Annotated in this window: 15 protein-coding genes; 10 read left to right on the top strand and 5 right to left on the bottom strand. The window is 65.3% G+C overall.

Going from position 1 to position 16,040, the window contains the following annotated elements; genetic code table 11:
- Nucleotides 1-65 precede the first annotated feature (65 nt).
- Nucleotides 66-491 (bottom strand): hypothetical protein, encoded by a 426-nt coding sequence (locus ACXJ1Z_RS08260; RefSeq protein WP_463780946.1) that lies wholly within the window; start codon nt 489-491, stop codon nt 66-68.
- A 227-nt stretch (nt 492-718) separates the two neighbouring features.
- Here ACXJ1Z_RS08260 and ACXJ1Z_RS08265 point away from each other — a divergent pair, with 227 nt between their 5' ends.
- The 3 genes from ACXJ1Z_RS08265 (at nt 719) to ACXJ1Z_RS08275 (ending at nt 3,391) form a co-directional block, all read left to right on the top strand.
- A complete protein-coding gene (locus ACXJ1Z_RS08265) occupies nt 719-1,498 on the top strand; it encodes an SDR family oxidoreductase (RefSeq protein WP_463780948.1) in 780 nt (259 codons plus the stop codon).
- Between the two features lie 94 nt (nt 1,499-1,592).
- Nucleotides 1,593-1,907 (top strand): heme-degrading protein HmuQ, encoded by a 315-nt coding sequence (hmuQ, locus tag ACXJ1Z_RS08270; protein WP_463780949.1) that lies wholly within the window; start codon nt 1,593-1,595, stop codon nt 1,905-1,907.
- Entirely contained in the window at nt 1,904-3,391 is a 1,488-nt protein-coding gene (locus ACXJ1Z_RS08275) for an 8'-apo-carotenoid 13,14-cleaving dioxygenase (protein WP_463780950.1), read from the top strand. Before hmuQ ends, ACXJ1Z_RS08275 begins: the two co-directional genes overlap by 4 nt.
- A 150-nt stretch (nt 3,392-3,541) precedes the next feature.
- Here the strand turns inward: ACXJ1Z_RS08275 and ACXJ1Z_RS08280 are convergent, their stop codons facing one another.
- From ACXJ1Z_RS08280 to ACXJ1Z_RS08295, 4 genes are all read right to left on the bottom strand, one after another.
- A complete protein-coding gene (locus tag ACXJ1Z_RS08280; protein ID WP_463780952.1) occupies nt 3,542-4,102 on the bottom strand; it encodes a fasciclin domain-containing protein in 561 nt (186 codons plus the stop codon).
- An 83-nt stretch (nt 4,103-4,185) separates the two neighbouring features.
- Nucleotides 4,186-4,890: an anti-sigma factor gene (locus tag ACXJ1Z_RS08285; RefSeq protein ID WP_463780953.1), complete on the bottom strand. Its 705-nt coding sequence runs from the start codon at nt 4,888-4,890 to the stop codon at nt 4,186-4,188.
- Nucleotides 4,883-5,452 (bottom strand): sigma-70 family RNA polymerase sigma factor, encoded by a 570-nt coding sequence (locus ACXJ1Z_RS08290; protein ID WP_463780954.1) that lies wholly within the window; start codon nt 5,450-5,452, stop codon nt 4,883-4,885. The genes ACXJ1Z_RS08285 and ACXJ1Z_RS08290 overlap by 8 nt, the downstream gene beginning before the upstream one ends.
- 77 nt (nt 5,453-5,529) lie before the next feature.
- Complete coding sequence (locus ACXJ1Z_RS08295; protein ID WP_463780955.1) at nt 5,530-6,366, bottom strand: helix-turn-helix transcriptional regulator; 837 nt, start codon at nt 6,364-6,366, stop codon at nt 5,530-5,532.
- 155 nt (nt 6,367-6,521) lie between these two features.
- On the opposite strand from ACXJ1Z_RS08295, the gene ACXJ1Z_RS08300 reads away from it, so the two are divergent.
- The 7 genes from ACXJ1Z_RS08300 to ACXJ1Z_RS08330 all read left to right on the top strand — a co-directional run bounded on the left by ACXJ1Z_RS08300 (nt 6,522) and on the right by ACXJ1Z_RS08330 (nt 15,896).
- Nucleotides 6,522-7,589 (top strand): phosphotransferase family protein, encoded by a 1,068-nt coding sequence (locus ACXJ1Z_RS08300; RefSeq protein WP_463780956.1) that lies wholly within the window; start codon nt 6,522-6,524, stop codon nt 7,587-7,589.
- A gap of 37 nt (nt 7,590-7,626) precedes the next feature.
- Complete coding sequence (locus ACXJ1Z_RS08305) at nt 7,627-8,940, top strand: acyl-CoA dehydrogenase family protein (protein ID WP_463780957.1); 1,314 nt, start codon at nt 7,627-7,629, stop codon at nt 8,938-8,940.
- Between the two features lie 7 nt (nt 8,941-8,947).
- On the top strand, nt 8,948-9,736 hold the full coding sequence (locus tag ACXJ1Z_RS08310; protein ID WP_463780958.1) for an SDR family NAD(P)-dependent oxidoreductase: 789 nt from the start codon (nt 8,948-8,950) through the stop codon (nt 9,734-9,736).
- Between the two features lies 1 nt (nt 9,737).
- Complete coding sequence (locus ACXJ1Z_RS08315; RefSeq protein WP_463780959.1) at nt 9,738-10,502, top strand: SDR family NAD(P)-dependent oxidoreductase; 765 nt, start codon at nt 9,738-9,740, stop codon at nt 10,500-10,502.
- Nucleotides 10,503-10,857: 355 nt separating this feature from the next.
- Entirely contained in the window at nt 10,858-12,843 is a 1,986-nt protein-coding gene (locus tag ACXJ1Z_RS08320) for a TonB-dependent siderophore receptor (protein ID WP_463780960.1), read from the top strand.
- A 2-nt stretch (nt 12,844-12,845) separates the two neighbouring features.
- Nucleotides 12,846-14,051: a PepSY-associated TM helix domain-containing protein gene (locus tag ACXJ1Z_RS08325; protein WP_463780961.1), complete on the top strand. Its 1,206-nt coding sequence runs from the start codon at nt 12,846-12,848 to the stop codon at nt 14,049-14,051.
- A gap of 201 nt (nt 14,052-14,252) precedes the next feature.
- Nucleotides 14,253-15,896, top strand: coding sequence for an FAD-dependent oxidoreductase (locus ACXJ1Z_RS08330; protein WP_463780962.1), 1,644 nt, complete (start codon nt 14,253-14,255; stop codon nt 15,894-15,896).
- Nucleotides 15,897-16,040 lie beyond the last annotated feature (144 nt).

The following is a 16,040-nucleotide window of genomic DNA, read 5'->3' on the forward strand; positions in this document are numbered from 1 at the left end:
ACAGCGCGCAGCTCAGGGTGCACGCTGGAAGCGCCGGTGCGTGGGAAAGCACCGGCTTTGCGGGTTCAGACGGAGAGGAGAGGCGGTCCGCGGCTATGCCAGGAATGGCTGGCCTGCCGCACCGACAGCGGGGAGAGCGGCGATGGGGCGATCAGGTCCGGGCTGCGCGAACGTTCGTCGGCAAACAGCGGAACCGGTGGCAGCGTGTAATGTCCGGCAGATGCCTGCTCGGCACAGATGACACAGGCGTGCGACGAGGTTTCCTGATCGGCGGCGATCGTGCCGATCGCGTATCGTTCGATCGTGGCAGGACCATCGCCGGATGCGTGGAAAGGTGCATGCCAGTGAAGCTGTACGACAAGCGCCTGGACGAGCAGCGCCAAGGTCGCCATCAGCATCGTGAGCGACCCGGGGCTTCTACCCTTAGCTGAACTGGCCTTGGCGGACAAAAAGGCGACGCCCCCGAACAGATCGGCGCGATCTGATAGCACGGCCGGTACGCATAATCGTCGTCCTGCGCAATGATATTGCATCTCATCCAGACCTGCCCGTGCCGCCTCGCGATCGACGACGTCGCCGGGAATTGCCGTCGGGACTGCGATGCGGTAAGACCTGGCCGTCCTCGGGAGATCGACGAAATGATCCAGCGTCACCGCTAAGGCGGCAAGCCATACGCCGGCGGAGCGATCCGCCCACTGGACTCCGGCTCGAGAACATCATGCAAAGATTGAAGAACAAGACGTGCGTCATCACCGGCGCCGCTCGGGGTATCGGCCGTGCCATCGCGGCGCGTTTCCATGCCGAGGGTGCCGTCGTCATCGTCACCGATATCGACGAGGCAACGGGATCTGCGACGGCGGCCGCGATCGGCTGTCGCTTCGAACCGCTCGACGTGCGTGAAGAGGCCGATTGGGTACGGCTTTCCGGCATCGTTCCGATGGCCGACGTGGTGGTCAACAACGCCGGGGTGACCGGGTTCGAGGCAGGCATGGCGGCCCATGATCCCGAACATGCCAGCCTGGTGGACTGGCGCGAGGTGCACCGGGTCAACCTCGACGGGACGTTCCTGGGCTGTCGCTATGCGATCGGTGCGATGAAGGCGGCAGGTGCCGGTTCGATCATCAACATATCCTCACGCTCGGGACTGGTCGGCATTCCCGGCGCGGCGGCCTATGCCTCGTCCAAGGCGGCGATCCGCAACCACAGCAAGACGGTGGCGCTTTACTGCGCGCAGCAAGGCTGGCGGATACGCTGCAATTCCATCCATCCCGCGGCGATCCTGACGCCGATCTGGGAGGCGATGCTGGGTGATGGTCCCGATCGTGAGGCGCGGATGCGGGCGCTGGTCGCCGACACGCCGCTCAAGCGGTTCGGACTGCCCGAGGAAGTCGCCGCGATCGCGGTAACGCTCGCTTCGGACGAGGCGACCTATGTCACGGGGACGGAAGTGAACATCGACGGCGGACTGCTGGCAGGTTCCGCCGCCTCGCCGGGTTGACCCACCAGCGCCGCGACGCCTCCTGTGCCACCTCGTAATCGGAGACGCGCGGCCCCACGTCATGTCCGTTCGATCGTTTCAGGAGCTTGCCTTTATGTTCATCGCCATGAACCGTTTCCAGGTCATCCCGGGTGAGGAAGATGCGTTCGAGCAGGTTTGGCTGGCACGCGATTCCCATCTTTCGGGCGTGCCCGGCTTCGTCGAGTTTCACATGTTGAAGGGGCCATCGGCCGAGGACCACACGCTCTACTCGTCCCACACCATCTGGAACTCGCGCGCGGATTTCGAAGCCTGGACCCGGTCGGAGGCATTTCGGGCGGCGCATCGCGGTGCTGGTGGGCATAAGCCGCTGTACCTTGGGCCACCGCGCTTCGAGGGCTTCGACGTCATCCAGACGATCGCATCGTGACCGCCGGAAGCCATCCGGCGCTGGCGAGCAGGCTGGAGCAACTTGTCGACACCGCAGTCGGCGCGATCGCGTCGCCGATCGTCACCGGCATCGCCGCGTTCAATCGGCGACGTCTGCCGCCTCGCGATGCGCCGCATCCGCTGCTGACCGGCATCCACGAGCCAATGACGCAGGAGCTCACGCTGACCGACCTTGCCGTCGAAGGCGTGATCCCGCCCGAGCTCGACGGTCGCTATGTGCGCATCGGTCCCAATCCGGCAGCACCCGATCCACGCTCCTATCATTTCTTCACCGGCGACGGGATGCTGCATGGCGTTCGCCTCGGTGGCGGAAAGGCGCATTGGTATCGCAATCGCTGGATCCGATCGACCGAAGTGGCCGCCGCCCGCAAGGTGCCCGCCGCGCCGGGACCCCGGCATGTCTTCGATACGGTCAACACCAGCGTGTTGAACCACGCCGGTGCGGGCTGGGCGCTGGTCGAGGCGGGCAGCACGCCCGTTCGCTTCGACGAGCATCTGGAGGCGCAGCGCTACGACGATTTCGACGGCACGTTGCCTGGCTCCTTCACCGCGCATCCGCGGCGCGATCCGGCGACGGGCGAACTGCACGCGCTGTGCTACGAGGCGACCGATCCCAAGCGGGTCCGCTACAATGTGGTGGACGTATCAGGGCGCGTGCGGCGCTCCGTCACCATCCCGGTGGAGCACGGGCCACTGATCCACGATTGCGCGATCACGCAGCGGTATGTCGTCATCCTCGACCTGCCGCTCACCATATCGATGCGCACGGTGCTGTCGGGACACGGCTTTCCCTATCGCTGGAACGACAAGCATCCCGCCCGCGTCGGGCTGCTGCCGCGTGAGGGGGATGCGCAGGACATCATATGGATACCGATCGATCCCTGCTTCGTGTTCCATACCGCCAACGCGCACGATCTGCCGGACGGAGGCGTGGCGCTGGACGTGGTGGCGTACGACCGGATGTTCGCGGACGACAATCTGGCGCCCGACGAACAGCCGCGCGGGTTGGAGCGCTGGACGATCGATCCTGCCACGCGAACCGTTAGTCAGCGCACGATCGACCCGGCACCGCAGGAGTTGCCGACGATCGACGAGCGCCGCACCGGCTTGCCCTATCGCTACGTCTATGCGCTCGGCCTGCCCGGGGAGCTTACCGAATCGCTGGTGGGCGAGGCGCCGCTGATCAAGCACGACCTGCAGGATGGCACACGGCAGTTGCATGATTTCGGCGCGGGGCGGATTGCTGGCGAGTTCGTGTTCGTGCCGCGCTCCAAGGGCGCCGATGAAGACGATGGCTGGCTGATGGGACTCGTGATCGAGGCCGATGGCCGCAGCACGGTTTTGGAGATACTCGCCGCCGCTGACCTTGCCCGCCCGCCGGTCGCATCCATCCGCATTCCCCACCGCGTGCCGCCCGGAATTCATGGTGCGTGGCTGGCGACCGCTGATCCGGCGCGCGCCTAGCCCGCATCTCCGTGGACCGCGCAAGGCCTGCGCAAGCAAAAGCCGCCGACCCGAAGGACGGCGGCCTCTGCCCGTGGACCGGGAAGACGGAGGGAGGGGGTAACGCCTTCCAGATCCACGTAACGCGCGAAGTATTGCGCGTTTATCGGATCACGGCATCAACACGCTGTCGATGACGTGGATCACGCCGTTCGACTGATTGACGTCGGCGATGGTGATCGTGGCCGTGCCGCCCTTGGCATCGGTGAGCATCCAGGTCTTGCCCGGGCCCTTGCTTACCGTCAGGGGTTCACCCTGCACCGTGGTCAGCGTGGCCTTGCCGTTGTGCGCGGCGGCGTTCTTGGCGAGGTCCTTGGCGCTCATCTTGCCGGCCACGACGTGGTAGGTCAGGATCGAGGTAAGCATCGCCTTGTTCTCGGGCTTGACCAGCGTTTCCACCGTGCCGGCCGGCAGCTTCGCGAAGGCGGCGTTGGTCGGTGCGAACACGGTGAACGGACCGGGGCCGGAAAGCGTCTCGACAAGACCGGCGGCCTTTACCGCGGCGACGAGCGTGGTGTGATCCTTGGAGTTGATCGCGTTCTCGACGATCGTCTTGGTCGGGTACATCTCTGCACCGCCGACCATCGGGTAGCTCTTGGTGGCGGCGACTGCGCCAGTCGCGAACAGCGACGCGCCGGCAACGATAAGCGTGATCTTCTTGAAATTGGGCATCTCGGCTTCCTTCTCCGGCAACCCGAAAGGTGGGATGCGTCAGCAGATACGGAGCCGATGACGCGGCGGATGCACGGAGCCGTTCAGATCGTCGAAATTTTTCCGGCGGCGATCGGCGCGCTGCTGGGGGCCGTGTGCGGCGCGCCATCGCGAGGCTCCAGCGTGACCGCCAGTGTCGCGCCGTCCTGCATCAGGGCGCGCGTCTGCGGCGCTATGGCGACCCTACTCACGCCATCGGACGCGACGATCCCCAGCGATCGCGGCACGCCGTCAGCGGGGATCACCCAGAGTTCGGGCGCCAGCCCGCTTTGCGGCACCCGCACCGCCCGAATGCGCAGTACGCCGCCCGCGGGATCGTAGTTGGCAGACAGCATCGCCGCGGCCTGCTCGTCGCCAAGCTGGGCGATCGCCGTTTGCCCGGTTGCGCGCGTGGTGTCGATCGGGGGCGGTGGCGCGCGCAATATGACGAACGCGGCCAGCGATGCCGCCAACGCACCACTGGCGATCGCGCCGGTCCGCCAGCGAGCGAGCGCGCGGCGCAGGCGGGTGTCGTCGAACGCCGCCAGGCGCCGCTCGATCGCCGGCCAGACGTCGGGTGCGGGTTGGTCCTCGAACGCGTCGAGCAGCGGTTCGAAGCGCTGGCGCCAAGTCTCGACCGCCGCCGCGAACGCGCGATCCGACAGGCAGAGCCGCATCGCCCCGGCGCGCTCCTCGCCATCGAGCAGACCCAGCGCCAGTTCGGCGGCGAGGGCGTCGCGATCGTCGTCGGGGTGGCCGGTTTCACTCATGAGCGAGGCAGGCCTTGAGCTGGATGAGACCGCGCCGGACCCAGCTTTTCAAGGTACCGAGCGGCACCGCCATCGCTTCGGACAACTGCAGATACGTCAGGCCGTCGAAGAAGGCGGCGTGGATGGCGCGGCGCGGGCGTTCGTCCAGCGAGTCGAGGCACTGGTATATCCGCGCCCGGTCCTGATCCGCGGCGATCGCCTGCCAGGCGAGCGGAGCGTCATCCGCGACCGCCGCGGCGGCGCTCTGCGGCAGATGCGCGGTCTTGCGGTTGGCACGCAGCCAATCGATCGCGGTGTTGCGCGTGATCGCGCATAACCATGTCACAGGGCTTGCCCGCTTCGCGTCGAAGCGTCCCGCACGATCCCAGACCTTGATGTACACTTGCTGCAAGATGTCCTCGGCGGCTTCGTGATCCTGACAGATACGCAGGCAGACGCCAAAAAGCTTCGCCGATGTCGCCAGATAAAGTTCGCGCAGCGCCTGCTGGTCGCCACCGGCCACGCGGTCGAGCGCGCGGGCGAGATGCTCACGGCTGGTATGGGCACTCGCTTCGACCATCATCCCCGCCCCGGTTGCCACTTGGCTCTGTCGCCATTGAACGATCCAAGTTCAAGCGAAAGCGTCCAAGAGGGCGCGGATCATGCCGACGAGCGCACGATGCGCTGGCGAAAATCGAGTGGTCGAATCCCCGTGGCCTTCCGAAAGACGAGCGCGAAGCTTGAAGTCGACGAGAACCCGAGCTGCTGCGCGATAGACTTGATGCTCTGATCATTGCGCAGCAGGCGCTTGGCATGCTCCATGCGGCTGTGCTGCATGTAATCGCCCAGCGTGCAGCCTCGGCTGGTGCGGAACGCCCGGGTCAGGTGGCGTACCGACATGCGGCACAATGTCGCCAGCTCGGTCAAAGTGGGCAGCCGATCGGGATCGCGCAGGCGTTCGTCGATCAGCCGCAGGCGCCATGCGGACAGGCCGCCTTTCACGAGGTCGTCGCCGACAGCGTTGAGATAACGGCCGAGCTCGATGACGAGCTGGCCGCCGATCAAGCGGGTAAGTTCGCTGCTGCCGGGACCGGGGTCACTCGCTTCCTCGGCCAGCCGGCGGATCAAGTGGCGCACGGTCAGGCTTGGTATGTCCAGCGCCGCCACCAGCCGATGGTCCGTCCAGTCCGCGCGCCCGCCGAGCCAGCGTTCGGGCAATCCCCCGCGCAATTCGCAGCGGATGGAGCTCAGCATGCCTTCCGCCGTGCCGCGGATCTGCAGCGGCTCGCCCGGCGGCACCAGCATGATATCGCCGATCCGCTCGAACCGGTGCGGGTCCCAGCGCACGGGAAAGCCGGCGCGCGCATCGGCCGCCCGCGGCGTGATGCACAGGTCCAGACGGTAGTGGTCGAGGACCAGCCTCTCAGTGATGTCAGTGCCGGCACATCGCACCGTGCCCACATCGATCCGCAGTTCCAGGGCAGATAGTTCGTCCATGCGGGCCTTCCTGCCGAGCATCATGTCGGCTCATGGCCGGGTCGAAGCCTTTAGGCCAGATGCAAACGTGGTTGGTCGTTGTCGGCCCGATGCCGATGCGCCACATTGGCGGCAAGCAAAACAATCGCATCATAATGAATTGGGAAGAGTAAGGCATGTCGACGAAGATCGCATCCACACATCTCGATGATTTCGACGGTCTCGTCGATTACGCGTCTCTGAACAGGTGGATAGGCCAGCAAGATGTTCCCGGAAGCGGCGACATCAGCCAGGTTGAGTTGCTCGCAGGAGGATTGCAGAACAGCGTTTTTCTGCTGACGCGGGGTGATGCACGACTGGTTCTGCGCCGTCCCGGCAAGCGTTTGAACGCCAGGAGCAATGCCACCATGCTGCGTGAGGCCCGCGTTCTGCGCGCCCTTGATGGCAGCGCCGTTCCACATCCGTCGATCTACGCGGTGTGCGAGGACGAGGCGGTGATCGGTGCCTCCTTCTACCTGATGGAGCCGCTCGAGGGCTTCGCCAAATCGGGCGACCTGCCCGAGCCTTACGCCTCCGACCCCGCCTGGCGCCGTGCCATGGGCGAGGAATTGGTGCGTGCGGCCGTCGCGCTGGGGCAGGTCGACTACGAGGCAGCCGGGCTCGGCGACCTGGGCAAGCCCGACCAGTGGCACGAACGGCAAGTTGAGCGCTGGCGCGGCCAGCTTGAGGGCTATGCAGCCACCCCGGGCTACGACCCCAAGGCGCTGCCCCATGTCGAGGAAGTGGGACGCTGGCTGCTGGACAACCTGCCGACCGGACGCAGGATCGGACTGGTGCACGGCGACCTGCAGTTTCCCAACGTCATGTTCTCGCAACGAGCGCCGCGAATATCCGGCGTGCTCGATTGGGAGCTGGTATCGCTCGGCGATCCGCTGCTCGATCTGGGGTGGGTGCTGTCCAGCTGGTATGAGGAAGGCGATCCGCAGGGCAAGTCGCCGATGGTCAAGCCATGGGATGGCTTCCTTTCGCGTGGCGAACTGGTGGCGCTGTATGGCGAATTGAGCGGCCGGGACATGAGCGAGATGCCGTGGTTCTTCGCCTTGGCCTGCTACAAGCTGGCCTGTCTGCTTGAAGGGACGCACGCTGCCAGCAAGGCCGGCAAGGTCCCCGCCGCGGTGGGCGAATCTGTCCACGCCTATGCGACTTGGCTCACGACCAAGGCCCGCCAGATCATCGCCGGCTGACGCTGCGCGCTCCCCCTCATGTCAAGGACACGTTGCCATGGATTTTTCCGTAGATCCCGAATTCCAAATCAAGCTCGATTGGATGAAACAGTTCGTTCGCGATGAAGTCGAAGCGATGGACCTGCTTTTCCCCAAGGGCAGCGAGCAGTTCAACATCCGCAACCGCAAGGCGCGCGCGATGGCGAAACGCCTGCAGGCGAAGGTCAAGGAACAGGGACTGTGGGCCTGCCACCTCACGCCCGAGATGGGTGGCAAGGGCTATGGCCAGCTCAAGCTGGGGCTGATGAACGAGATTCTCGGTCGCAGTTCGTGGGGGCCGGTGATCTTCGGTTGCGCTGCGCCCGATACCGGCAATGCCGAGATTCTGGCGATGTTCGGCACGCCCGAGCAGAAGGCGCGCTATCTGCAGCCGTTGCTCGACGGGCAGATCTTCTCCACTTACGCGATGACCGAGCCGCAAGCCGGCGCCGATCCCAAGGAGTTTACCTGCGTCGCGACGCGCGACGGTGACGAATGGGTGATCGAAGGCGAGAAGTGGTACGCGTCGAACTTCAAGAACGCGTCGTTCGTGATCGCGATGGTCATCACCAATCCCGAGAATCCGCCACATGAGCGGATGTCGATGTTCCTCATTCCCGCCGACACGCCGGGGCTGGTCGACGTGCGCGACGTCGCCGGCATGAACGACGCCGTGGACGAAGGGCATCATGCCTATCTACGGTTCGAACAGGTGCGCGTGCCGCTCGATGCGATGCTCGGGGAGGCCGGGCAGGGCTTCAAGCTGGCGCAGGCGCGGCTTGGAGGAGGGCGCATCCACCACGCGATGCGCGTCGTCGGGCAATGCCAGCGCGCGCTCGAGATGATGCAGGAACGTGCCGTCTCGCGCCGTACGCAAGGGCGGCAGCTGGGCGACCATCAGTTCGTAAAGGGCATGATCGCGGACTCCGCGCTGGAGCTTGAGATGTACCGCCTGCTGGTGCTCAAGACCGCGTGGATCATCGATACGCAGCCGCATGGCACGGCGCGCATGCACATCGCCATGTGCAAGGTGGCGATGGCGCGGGTCTATCACGACATCGTGCGCCGTGCGGTGCATCTGCATGGCGCGCTGGGCACGACGCACGAGACCCCCTTGGCGAAGATGTGGATGGGCGTGCCGATGCTGTCGGTGGCCGATGGTCCGACCGAAGTTCACCAGGTGCAGATCGCCAACGCGCTGCTCAAGCAGACCAAGCCTGCGGATGGACTGTTCCCGTCCGAGCATATCCCGACCAAGACGATCGAAGCCGAGGCCCGTTATGCAGAGCTGCTGGCCGAGGCCGAGTTCGAGGCACTCGAGAGTGCCGGCTAGACCAGCCATGTCCGGCTTGTTCGACCTGACCGGCAAGGTCGTCGTGGCGACCGGTGGCAAGAGCGGCATCGGCCTTGCTTTCCTGCGCGGCTGCGCGCGACAAGGCGCCAGCGTCGTCGCCTGGGATCGTGATGCACACGGTACGGCCGACTTCGTCGCCGAGTTGTCCGGGCTTGGCGCGGGAGGCGTACATTTCGAGCAGGCCGATGTCGCCGAAGAGCATGCGGTCGACGCCGCGATGCAGGCGACCTTGACGCGCTTTGGCCGGGTGGACTGCGTCTTCGCCAATGCCGGCATCAACAAGCGGGCGCCGTCGTTTACCGAACTGACGAGCGAGACCTATCATGCGCTGCTCGACGTCAACCAGCATGGCGCGTTCTACACCCTGCGTGCGGTTGCCCGACACATGAAGGAACGCGCGCAAGCGGGCGACCCGGGCGGTTCGCTGGTCGCGTGCGGAAGCCTTTCGATCTTCCACGGGGTACCCGGCATGCAGCACTATGCCGCCGCGAAAGGCGCGTTGCTGGCGATGGTGCGCGGGCTGGCAGTCGAGATGGGTCCGTTCGGCGTGCGCGCGAACATGCTGGTGCCCGGGTTCATCCTGACGGGACTCACCGACGGCGGTGCCGATCGTCAGGCGATCATCGACCGCTTCGCCGCGATCACCCCGCTTGGCCGCCCCGGTGAGCCCGAAGATATCGAGGGGCCGGCCGCGTATCTCGCCTCCGATGCGTCGCGCTTTCAGACCGGCGACACGATCGTGCTCGATGGTGGTCGGCTGGTGAGGAACATCTGACATGACCATGCCCGATCTCACAGGAAAAGTCGCCGTCGTCACTGGCGGAAGCCGAGGCTTGGGGCGGGCGATCGTGCTGGGCCTCGCCAAGGCGGGCGCCGCCGTCGCGATCGCCAGCAGGAAGGTGGAGACGTGCCGCCGGCTCGCCGACGAAGTGAGCGAGGCCGGAGGGAAGGCTTCGGCGCATGCCTTCGATGCGGCGGCCTGGGCCGATTGCGACCGACTTTTCCTGGAGGTGACCGAACGTTGGGGCGGCGCGCAGATCCTGGTGAACAATGCCGGGAAGTCGCCGATCGAACCCTCGTCCGCAGCGACCAGCGAAGCGGCGTTCGACCACATCATCGCGGTAAACCTGCGTTCCGCCTTCCGCTTGTCCGCCCTGTTCGGCGCGCACATGGCCGAGAGCACGGGTGGCGCGATCATCAACATCAGCTCGACCGGATCCCTGCGTCCCGAGCCGTACTTCGCCCCCTACGCTGCAGCCAAGGCGGCGCTCAACGTGCTGACGCAATGCTTCGCCAAGGAGTATGGTCCAAACGTGCGCGTGAACACGGTCATGCCCGGACCCTTTCACACCGATGGCACCAAGTCATGGTCGCGAACCGATGGCTTTGCCGATCACGCGCGCAAGAGCATGCCGCTTGGCCGAGGGGGAGAGCCGGACGAGATCGTCGGCGCCGTTCTTTTCCTCGCCAGCGGCATGGCGTCCTATGTGACGGGCGCAAGTCTGGCGGTCGACGGCGGCCATCTGATCTCGCGAGGCTGACCACCGCCTTAAGCCGCTGACGTGCCCAGCGACCTGGCGCGATCGCGGAAGCAGGCCTGGCTGAGATGTGCAGGCACGCTTTTGCGGCGTGCGAATGCCTGTGCGTGCTCATTGTGATCAAGGAAGCGCCAACTGACTGTAGGTCAGCATCTACTTGCCTCCTAGGTATGAACCCGTTAGTTGCGAATGATTAGCAGTAGCAGGGGTTTTGATGAAGTCGCGGTACCTGGTGGCATGCGCCACGTCGCTTGGAATAACGTGCGGTGGGCAAGCCGCTTGCGCACGGGATGCGGCAGAGGCGGATCAACCGGTCGACGAGATCATCGTCAACGGTCGAGCCCAAAGGCTGTACCGCGTGGACAGCACCACGGTGGGCAAGGTGGCGGAAGACCCGCTCAACATCCCGCAGGCGCTTCAGGTCATCAATGCCGAACTGTTTCGCGATCAGGGCGCGCGCGATGCGACCGATCTCTATCGCAATATCTCGGGCGTCAGCTTTTTCAGCTATGCCGGCGTCACTTTCCGGGGCTTCCGTCAGGACCAGTCGTTCTACGACGGGCAGCGCGGCAATCCCTTCATCGGCTTCTCGGTGCCGCAATTGTTCAACATCAGCCGGGTCGAAGTGCTCAAGGGACCGGCCGGGTTGTTCTTCGGTCCGGGATCGCCGGGCGGCATCATCAACTACGTCTCCAAGGTGCCCGACGACAAGACCTCGCTGCGGATGGTCGGCACGCTGGGCAATTACAACCGCGCCGGTATGTCGGCAGAGGCGACCGGGCCTGTCGACGCCGAGGGCGTCGTGACATACCGGCTTGGTGGCTTCTACGAGTCCATGGCGCCGTACCGCGTCAACACGAAGAGCAAGTCGCTGATCGGTGACGGTGGCCTGTCCATCAAGACAAACCCCGGCGGGAAATTGACGCTGCAGGCGACGATCTACGACAACGATCTTCCCGGCAATCGTCTGCGCGGGGTGCTGACCGACGATGCCGGCAACTTCCTCACCGGCATCCGCTGGAATGCGAACGAGCCGACCGACTTCCTCCATCTGAAATCGAAGGCGTTCCAGGCGCGTTACGCCACCAGCATCGGCGATGCCGTGACCTTCGATGCGGGCGCGCGCTATTTCAAGGCGAAAGAAACGCAGCAGTACCACGAACCGCGCGGGCTCGTGCCCGGCAGTTCCGACCTCGTCGCCAGGGAGTTTCGCGACCAGATCCGCCAAGTCGACGGCTTGTCGTTCATGGCCAACATGACCGCAAAGGTCGGCCTGCTCGGGATGGAGCACAAGTTCCAGGCGGGTGGGGATTGGTACGACGAGAAGAACGTGCTCGACTCGCGCATCCTGCGTGCCGGCGTCACGCCGCTGAGCCTGAGCAATCCCGTCTATGTTACTTCGGCCAGAGACGTGGCGCGTGCGGCAGCCTTGCCGTTCACGACCACCGATACCCGCACCAGGCGCCAAGGCGCGTACCTTCAGGATCAGGTGAGCGTCACCGAGGCGCTGCTGCTGGTCGGAGGTGTGCGCTATGACAAGTACGACGACGGCGTGACCACCAGTATCGGCGGCCGCCAGAGCGCCGCGTCTTCCTATAGCGACGGCGACGTCACCTATCGTGCAGGCGCCGTGTTCAAGCCACGAAAGGACGCATCGCTGTATTTCAGCTGGTCGGGCAGCTTCGAGCCGCAGGCCGCCGCCAGCCAGAGCACGGATGTCGGCGGGCCTTTCGGTCCGGTGACCGGCAAACAGATCGAGGCCGGCATCAAGTCCGACCTGTTCGCCGGCCGCCTGCAGGCCAACCTGGCCGTTTATCGGATCGTGCGCCGCAACATCCTCCAGGCCGATGTGACGCTGGCGCCGGTCAACGGGCAGGATCAGCTGCGACCGATCGGCGAAGTGACGAGCAAGGGCTTCGAGATCGATCTGGCCACCGACGTCACGCCGAACTGGGTGCTGCTGGCGAACTATGGCTACAACGACACCAGGATCACCGACACCGTGGCAGGGCAGGCGGTGACGAACGCGGTCGGCAACCGCTTCGCCAATGCGCCCAAGCACAAGGTCGGTTTCTGGACTCGCTACCAGATCCCGGCGATCGGCACGGCGATCGGCTTTGGCGGCGAGCATGTCTCACGCCGGATCAGCCTGTCGGGCCAGCAGGTGAAGCCATACACCATCTTCGATGCGTCGCTCACCAAGGGGCTGGGCTTCGCCGAACTGCTGCTGCGGGTGGATAACATCTTCGACAAGGTCTATGCGGCCTCCGGATTCTCGGCGCAAAGCGGTCATTTCCCCGGCGAGCCGCGAACCTTCCTGGCCGAGTTGCGCTTCGGTTTCTGACGATGAGGCATGAACGCGGCGCAGCCAGGCCGGCGAAGCGGACGAAAGGGCGTTCGCTCTGGTGGATCGTCCACAGCTGGCTGGGGTTGAAGCTTTCCATCTTCCTGAGCTTCATCCTTCTTACCGGAACCTTCGCCGTCTTCGCGCATGAGATCGACTGGCTGGTGACGCCGGCGATGCGGGTCACGCCCCAGGACGCCCCGCCCGTTTCGTGGGGCAAGCTGGCGCAGGCGGCGGCCCGCACCGATCCGGCTGCCCGCCTGCAGACGCTCTATGCGCCCATCGACCCCTGGTTCGCCGTCGAGGCCTGGATGGATCATGGCAAGGGCGCCCCGTCACGCGTCTACCTCGATCCCTGGACCGGGCAAGTCACCGGCACGCACGGATGGGCCAACGTCCATCGCTTCCTGCGCCAGGTACACCGGCACCTCATGCTGCCAACCAGGATCGGCATTCCCGTCGTTTGCTCGCTGGCGCTGTTGCTGGCGACGTCGCTGGTGACCGGCATCGTCACGTACAAAAAGTGGTGGCGCGGCTTTCTGCGAAGGCCGCGCGGCGGTGACACGCGGCGGTTGACGGGCGATCTCCACCGGCTTGGCGGCTTGTGGAGCTTGTGGTTCGTGACGCTGATCGCGGTGACGGGACTGTGGTATCTGGTAGAGAGCCTGGGTGGGCAGGCCGCAGTCCCGAAGTTGCCGGCCGTTCCGCCATCGATGCAACCGCTCGGGAACGAACTCGACCGCCTCGTCGGGGTGGTCCGGCGCGAGCGACCCGGCCTGATGATCCGCGAGATCCGCTTTACCGAGGACAACGGCGTGGTGTTCCTGGGACAGGATCAAGCCTGGCTGGTCCGTGACCGCGCCAACGGTGTCGCGATCGATCCCGGCCGCGGTCGCGTGACGATGTCGCTCGATGGCCGCGCGTTAAGTACACACCAGCGTATCTCCGAGATGGCGGATCCGCTGCATTTCGGTGATCTGGGCGGCTTGGCCACCAAGATCATCTGGTTCTGCTTCGGTCTGATCCTGACCGCGATGGCCATCAGCGGCGTGGCGATCTACAGTCTGCGTCTGGCCAAGGCGGCGCACCAGCCACGGCGCGGCATCAAGCTGGCATGGGCAGGGATGGGCACATGGGGCTACATCTGCACGGCGCTGATCCTCATGGCGCTGGCGCTGACCCCCGGCGCGATCGCAGGCGCCAGTTAGCGCGGCGCGGCTTCTCGCCGGTCGCGCAAGCCTGATGGTCTCACAAGCGATTGCGGATCAAATCATTGCCGATCTTGTCAGGGATCGCAGATCCCTCGATCTGTATCGCTCGGCAGCGCATTTTCACACCTAGGTATGATGGTGCGATCATCGACGATTGCCCAGATCGGTCTGGCGGCTTCGGCGCTTATGGAGACGAGCATGAAAACGGTCGATACCCGCGAATATCAGCGATTTCCGGTATTGAATTCATCGCAGATCGCGACCGCGCGGCGGTTTGCCAGTGGCGCGGAAGTGCAGTTTGCGGCGGGCGTGACCCTTTATGCCATTGGCGATCACGATGCGCCGGCCTGGTTGGTACTGGCAGGCACGATCGAGGTTTTGCGTCGTGACGGGCTCGATGGCGAAGCGCCGATCACCACGCACGGGGTCGGGCAGTTCTCGGGCGAGGTGAACCAGCTGGCCGGCCGGCCTTCGATAGCGGCCGGGCGGGCCGGGCCGGAAGGCTGCACCGCGCTGCCGCTCGATCCGGCGCACTTGCGCGCGCTGATGGTCGGCTCGGCGGATCTGGGCGAAGTCGTCATGCGCGCACTTATCCTGCGGCGGGTCGCCCTGATCGAGGAGGGTGGCGCCGGGACCATCATCATCGGCTTGCCGAACAGCCCCGACGTTTTGCGACTGCAGGACTTCCTATCGCGCAGTGGCCTGCCCAACCTGCTGCTCGACATCCGGTCCGACGAGCAGGGGCGTGCGCTGGTCGAGCGTACCGGCGTGCTCGACGAGGAACTGCCGCTGGTGGTCTGCCCAAGCGGCCCCATACTCAAGCGTCCGAGCAACGAAGAACTCGCCGCCTGCCTCGGCGTTGTACCCGAAATCGATCCGAAGCAGGTTTATGACGTAGCGGTCGTCGGCGCTGGTCCCGCCGGACTTGCCACTGCGGTCTATGCCGCGTCGGAAGGGCTGTCGGTGCTGGTTCTGGATGCGCACGCGATGGGCGGGCAAGCAGGCGCGTCGGCGCGGATCGAGAACTACCTGGGCTTTCCCACCGGCATCTCCGGGCAGGCGCTGGCGGGCCGGGCATTCAATCAGGCGCTCAAGTTCGGAGCGGAAATCGCCATACCGCTCGGCGTCAAGCGCCTCGATTGCGATCAGCCGGGGCTGGCGCTGGTCTGCGCGGACGATCGGCGGGTGCGCGCCCGTTCGGTGGTAATCGCGTCGGGCGCGCGCTATCGACGGCCCGACTTGCCCGATCTTGCCGAATTCGAGGGTGCAGGTGTCTCCTACTGGGTGTCCGCGATCGAGGCGCGGCTTTGTGCGGGCGAGGAGGTGGTGCTGGTGGGCGGCGGCAACTCGGCAGGCCAGGCGGTCGTGTTCCTCGCGCCGCAGGTCAAGAAGCTGCACCTCGTGGTACGACGCGACCTGACGGCGACGATGTCGCGCTACCTGATCGACCGGATCGCCGCACTTCCCAATGTCGAGTTGCACATCGGCAGCGAAATCGCCGGTCTGGAGGGCGATCGCAAGACAGGGCTCACTGCCGCGACCTTGCGCGACATGCGCGACGGCAGCATCACCCGGCGCGCGGTGCGCCACATGTTCCTGTTCATCGGCGCCGATCCCAATGCCGACTGGGCACGCGACTGTGTCGACACCGACGGCAAGGGCTTCATCATCACAGGAACCGGTGCCTTGCCGCTGGAGACCAGCCATCCCGGCGTGTTCGCCATCGGCGATGTCCGCGCTGGTTCCACAAAACGCGTGGCCGCCGCCGTGGGTGAGGGCGCTGCGGTTGTCGCTCAGATCCATGCCATGTTTGCCGCACAGCCTGTTCGGGAGATGCCCTGACGTGCCGCGTCCAACTGTCGACGATCTGCGACGTGACTGCTCGCGTCTCGCTATGTTGATTCTTCCCGTGCGGAGATCAGCGCCCTCAAGAAGCGCGTTCTTCCGCCGCCTGGCTTGGAGCGTCGCTGCCGCCTGAACTTGATC

This window comes from Novosphingobium sp. TK46 (assembly GCF_055361525.1).

What these genes read in the sequence shown, in the direction of transcription:
- ACXJ1Z_RS08310 (WP_463780958.1), top strand. Translation starts at nt 8,948, where the DNA reads ATGTCCGGCTTGTTCGACCTGACCGGCAAGGTCGTCGTGGCGACCGGT.
- ACXJ1Z_RS08325 (WP_463780961.1), top strand. Translation starts at nt 12,846, where the DNA reads ATGAGGCATGAACGCGGCGCAGCCAGGCCGGCGAAGCGGACGAAAGGG.
- ACXJ1Z_RS08315 (WP_463780959.1), top strand. Translation starts at nt 9,738, where the DNA reads ATGACCATGCCCGATCTCACAGGAAAAGTCGCCGTCGTCACTGGCGGA.
- ACXJ1Z_RS08280 (WP_463780952.1), bottom strand. Translation starts at nt 4,102, where the DNA reads ATGCCCAATTTCAAGAAGATCACGCTTATCGTTGCCGGCGCGTCGCTG.
- ACXJ1Z_RS08290 (WP_463780954.1), bottom strand. Translation starts at nt 5,452, where the DNA reads ATGATGGTCGAAGCGAGTGCCCATACCAGCCGTGAGCATCTCGCCCGC.
- hmuQ (WP_463780949.1), top strand. Translation starts at nt 1,593, where the DNA reads ATGTTCATCGCCATGAACCGTTTCCAGGTCATCCCGGGTGAGGAAGAT.
- ACXJ1Z_RS08295 (WP_463780955.1), bottom strand. Translation starts at nt 6,366, where the DNA reads ATGGACGAACTATCTGCCCTGGAACTGCGGATCGATGTGGGCACGGTG.
- ACXJ1Z_RS08285 (WP_463780953.1), bottom strand. Translation starts at nt 4,890, where the DNA reads ATGAGTGAAACCGGCCACCCCGACGACGATCGCGACGCCCTCGCCGCC.
- ACXJ1Z_RS08265 (WP_463780948.1), top strand. Translation starts at nt 719, where the DNA reads ATGCAAAGATTGAAGAACAAGACGTGCGTCATCACCGGCGCCGCTCGG.
- ACXJ1Z_RS08305 (WP_463780957.1), top strand. Translation starts at nt 7,627, where the DNA reads ATGGATTTTTCCGTAGATCCCGAATTCCAAATCAAGCTCGATTGGATG.
- ACXJ1Z_RS08330 (WP_463780962.1), top strand. Translation starts at nt 14,253, where the DNA reads ATGAAAACGGTCGATACCCGCGAATATCAGCGATTTCCGGTATTGAAT.
- ACXJ1Z_RS08300 (WP_463780956.1), top strand. Translation starts at nt 6,522, where the DNA reads ATGTCGACGAAGATCGCATCCACACATCTCGATGATTTCGACGGTCTC.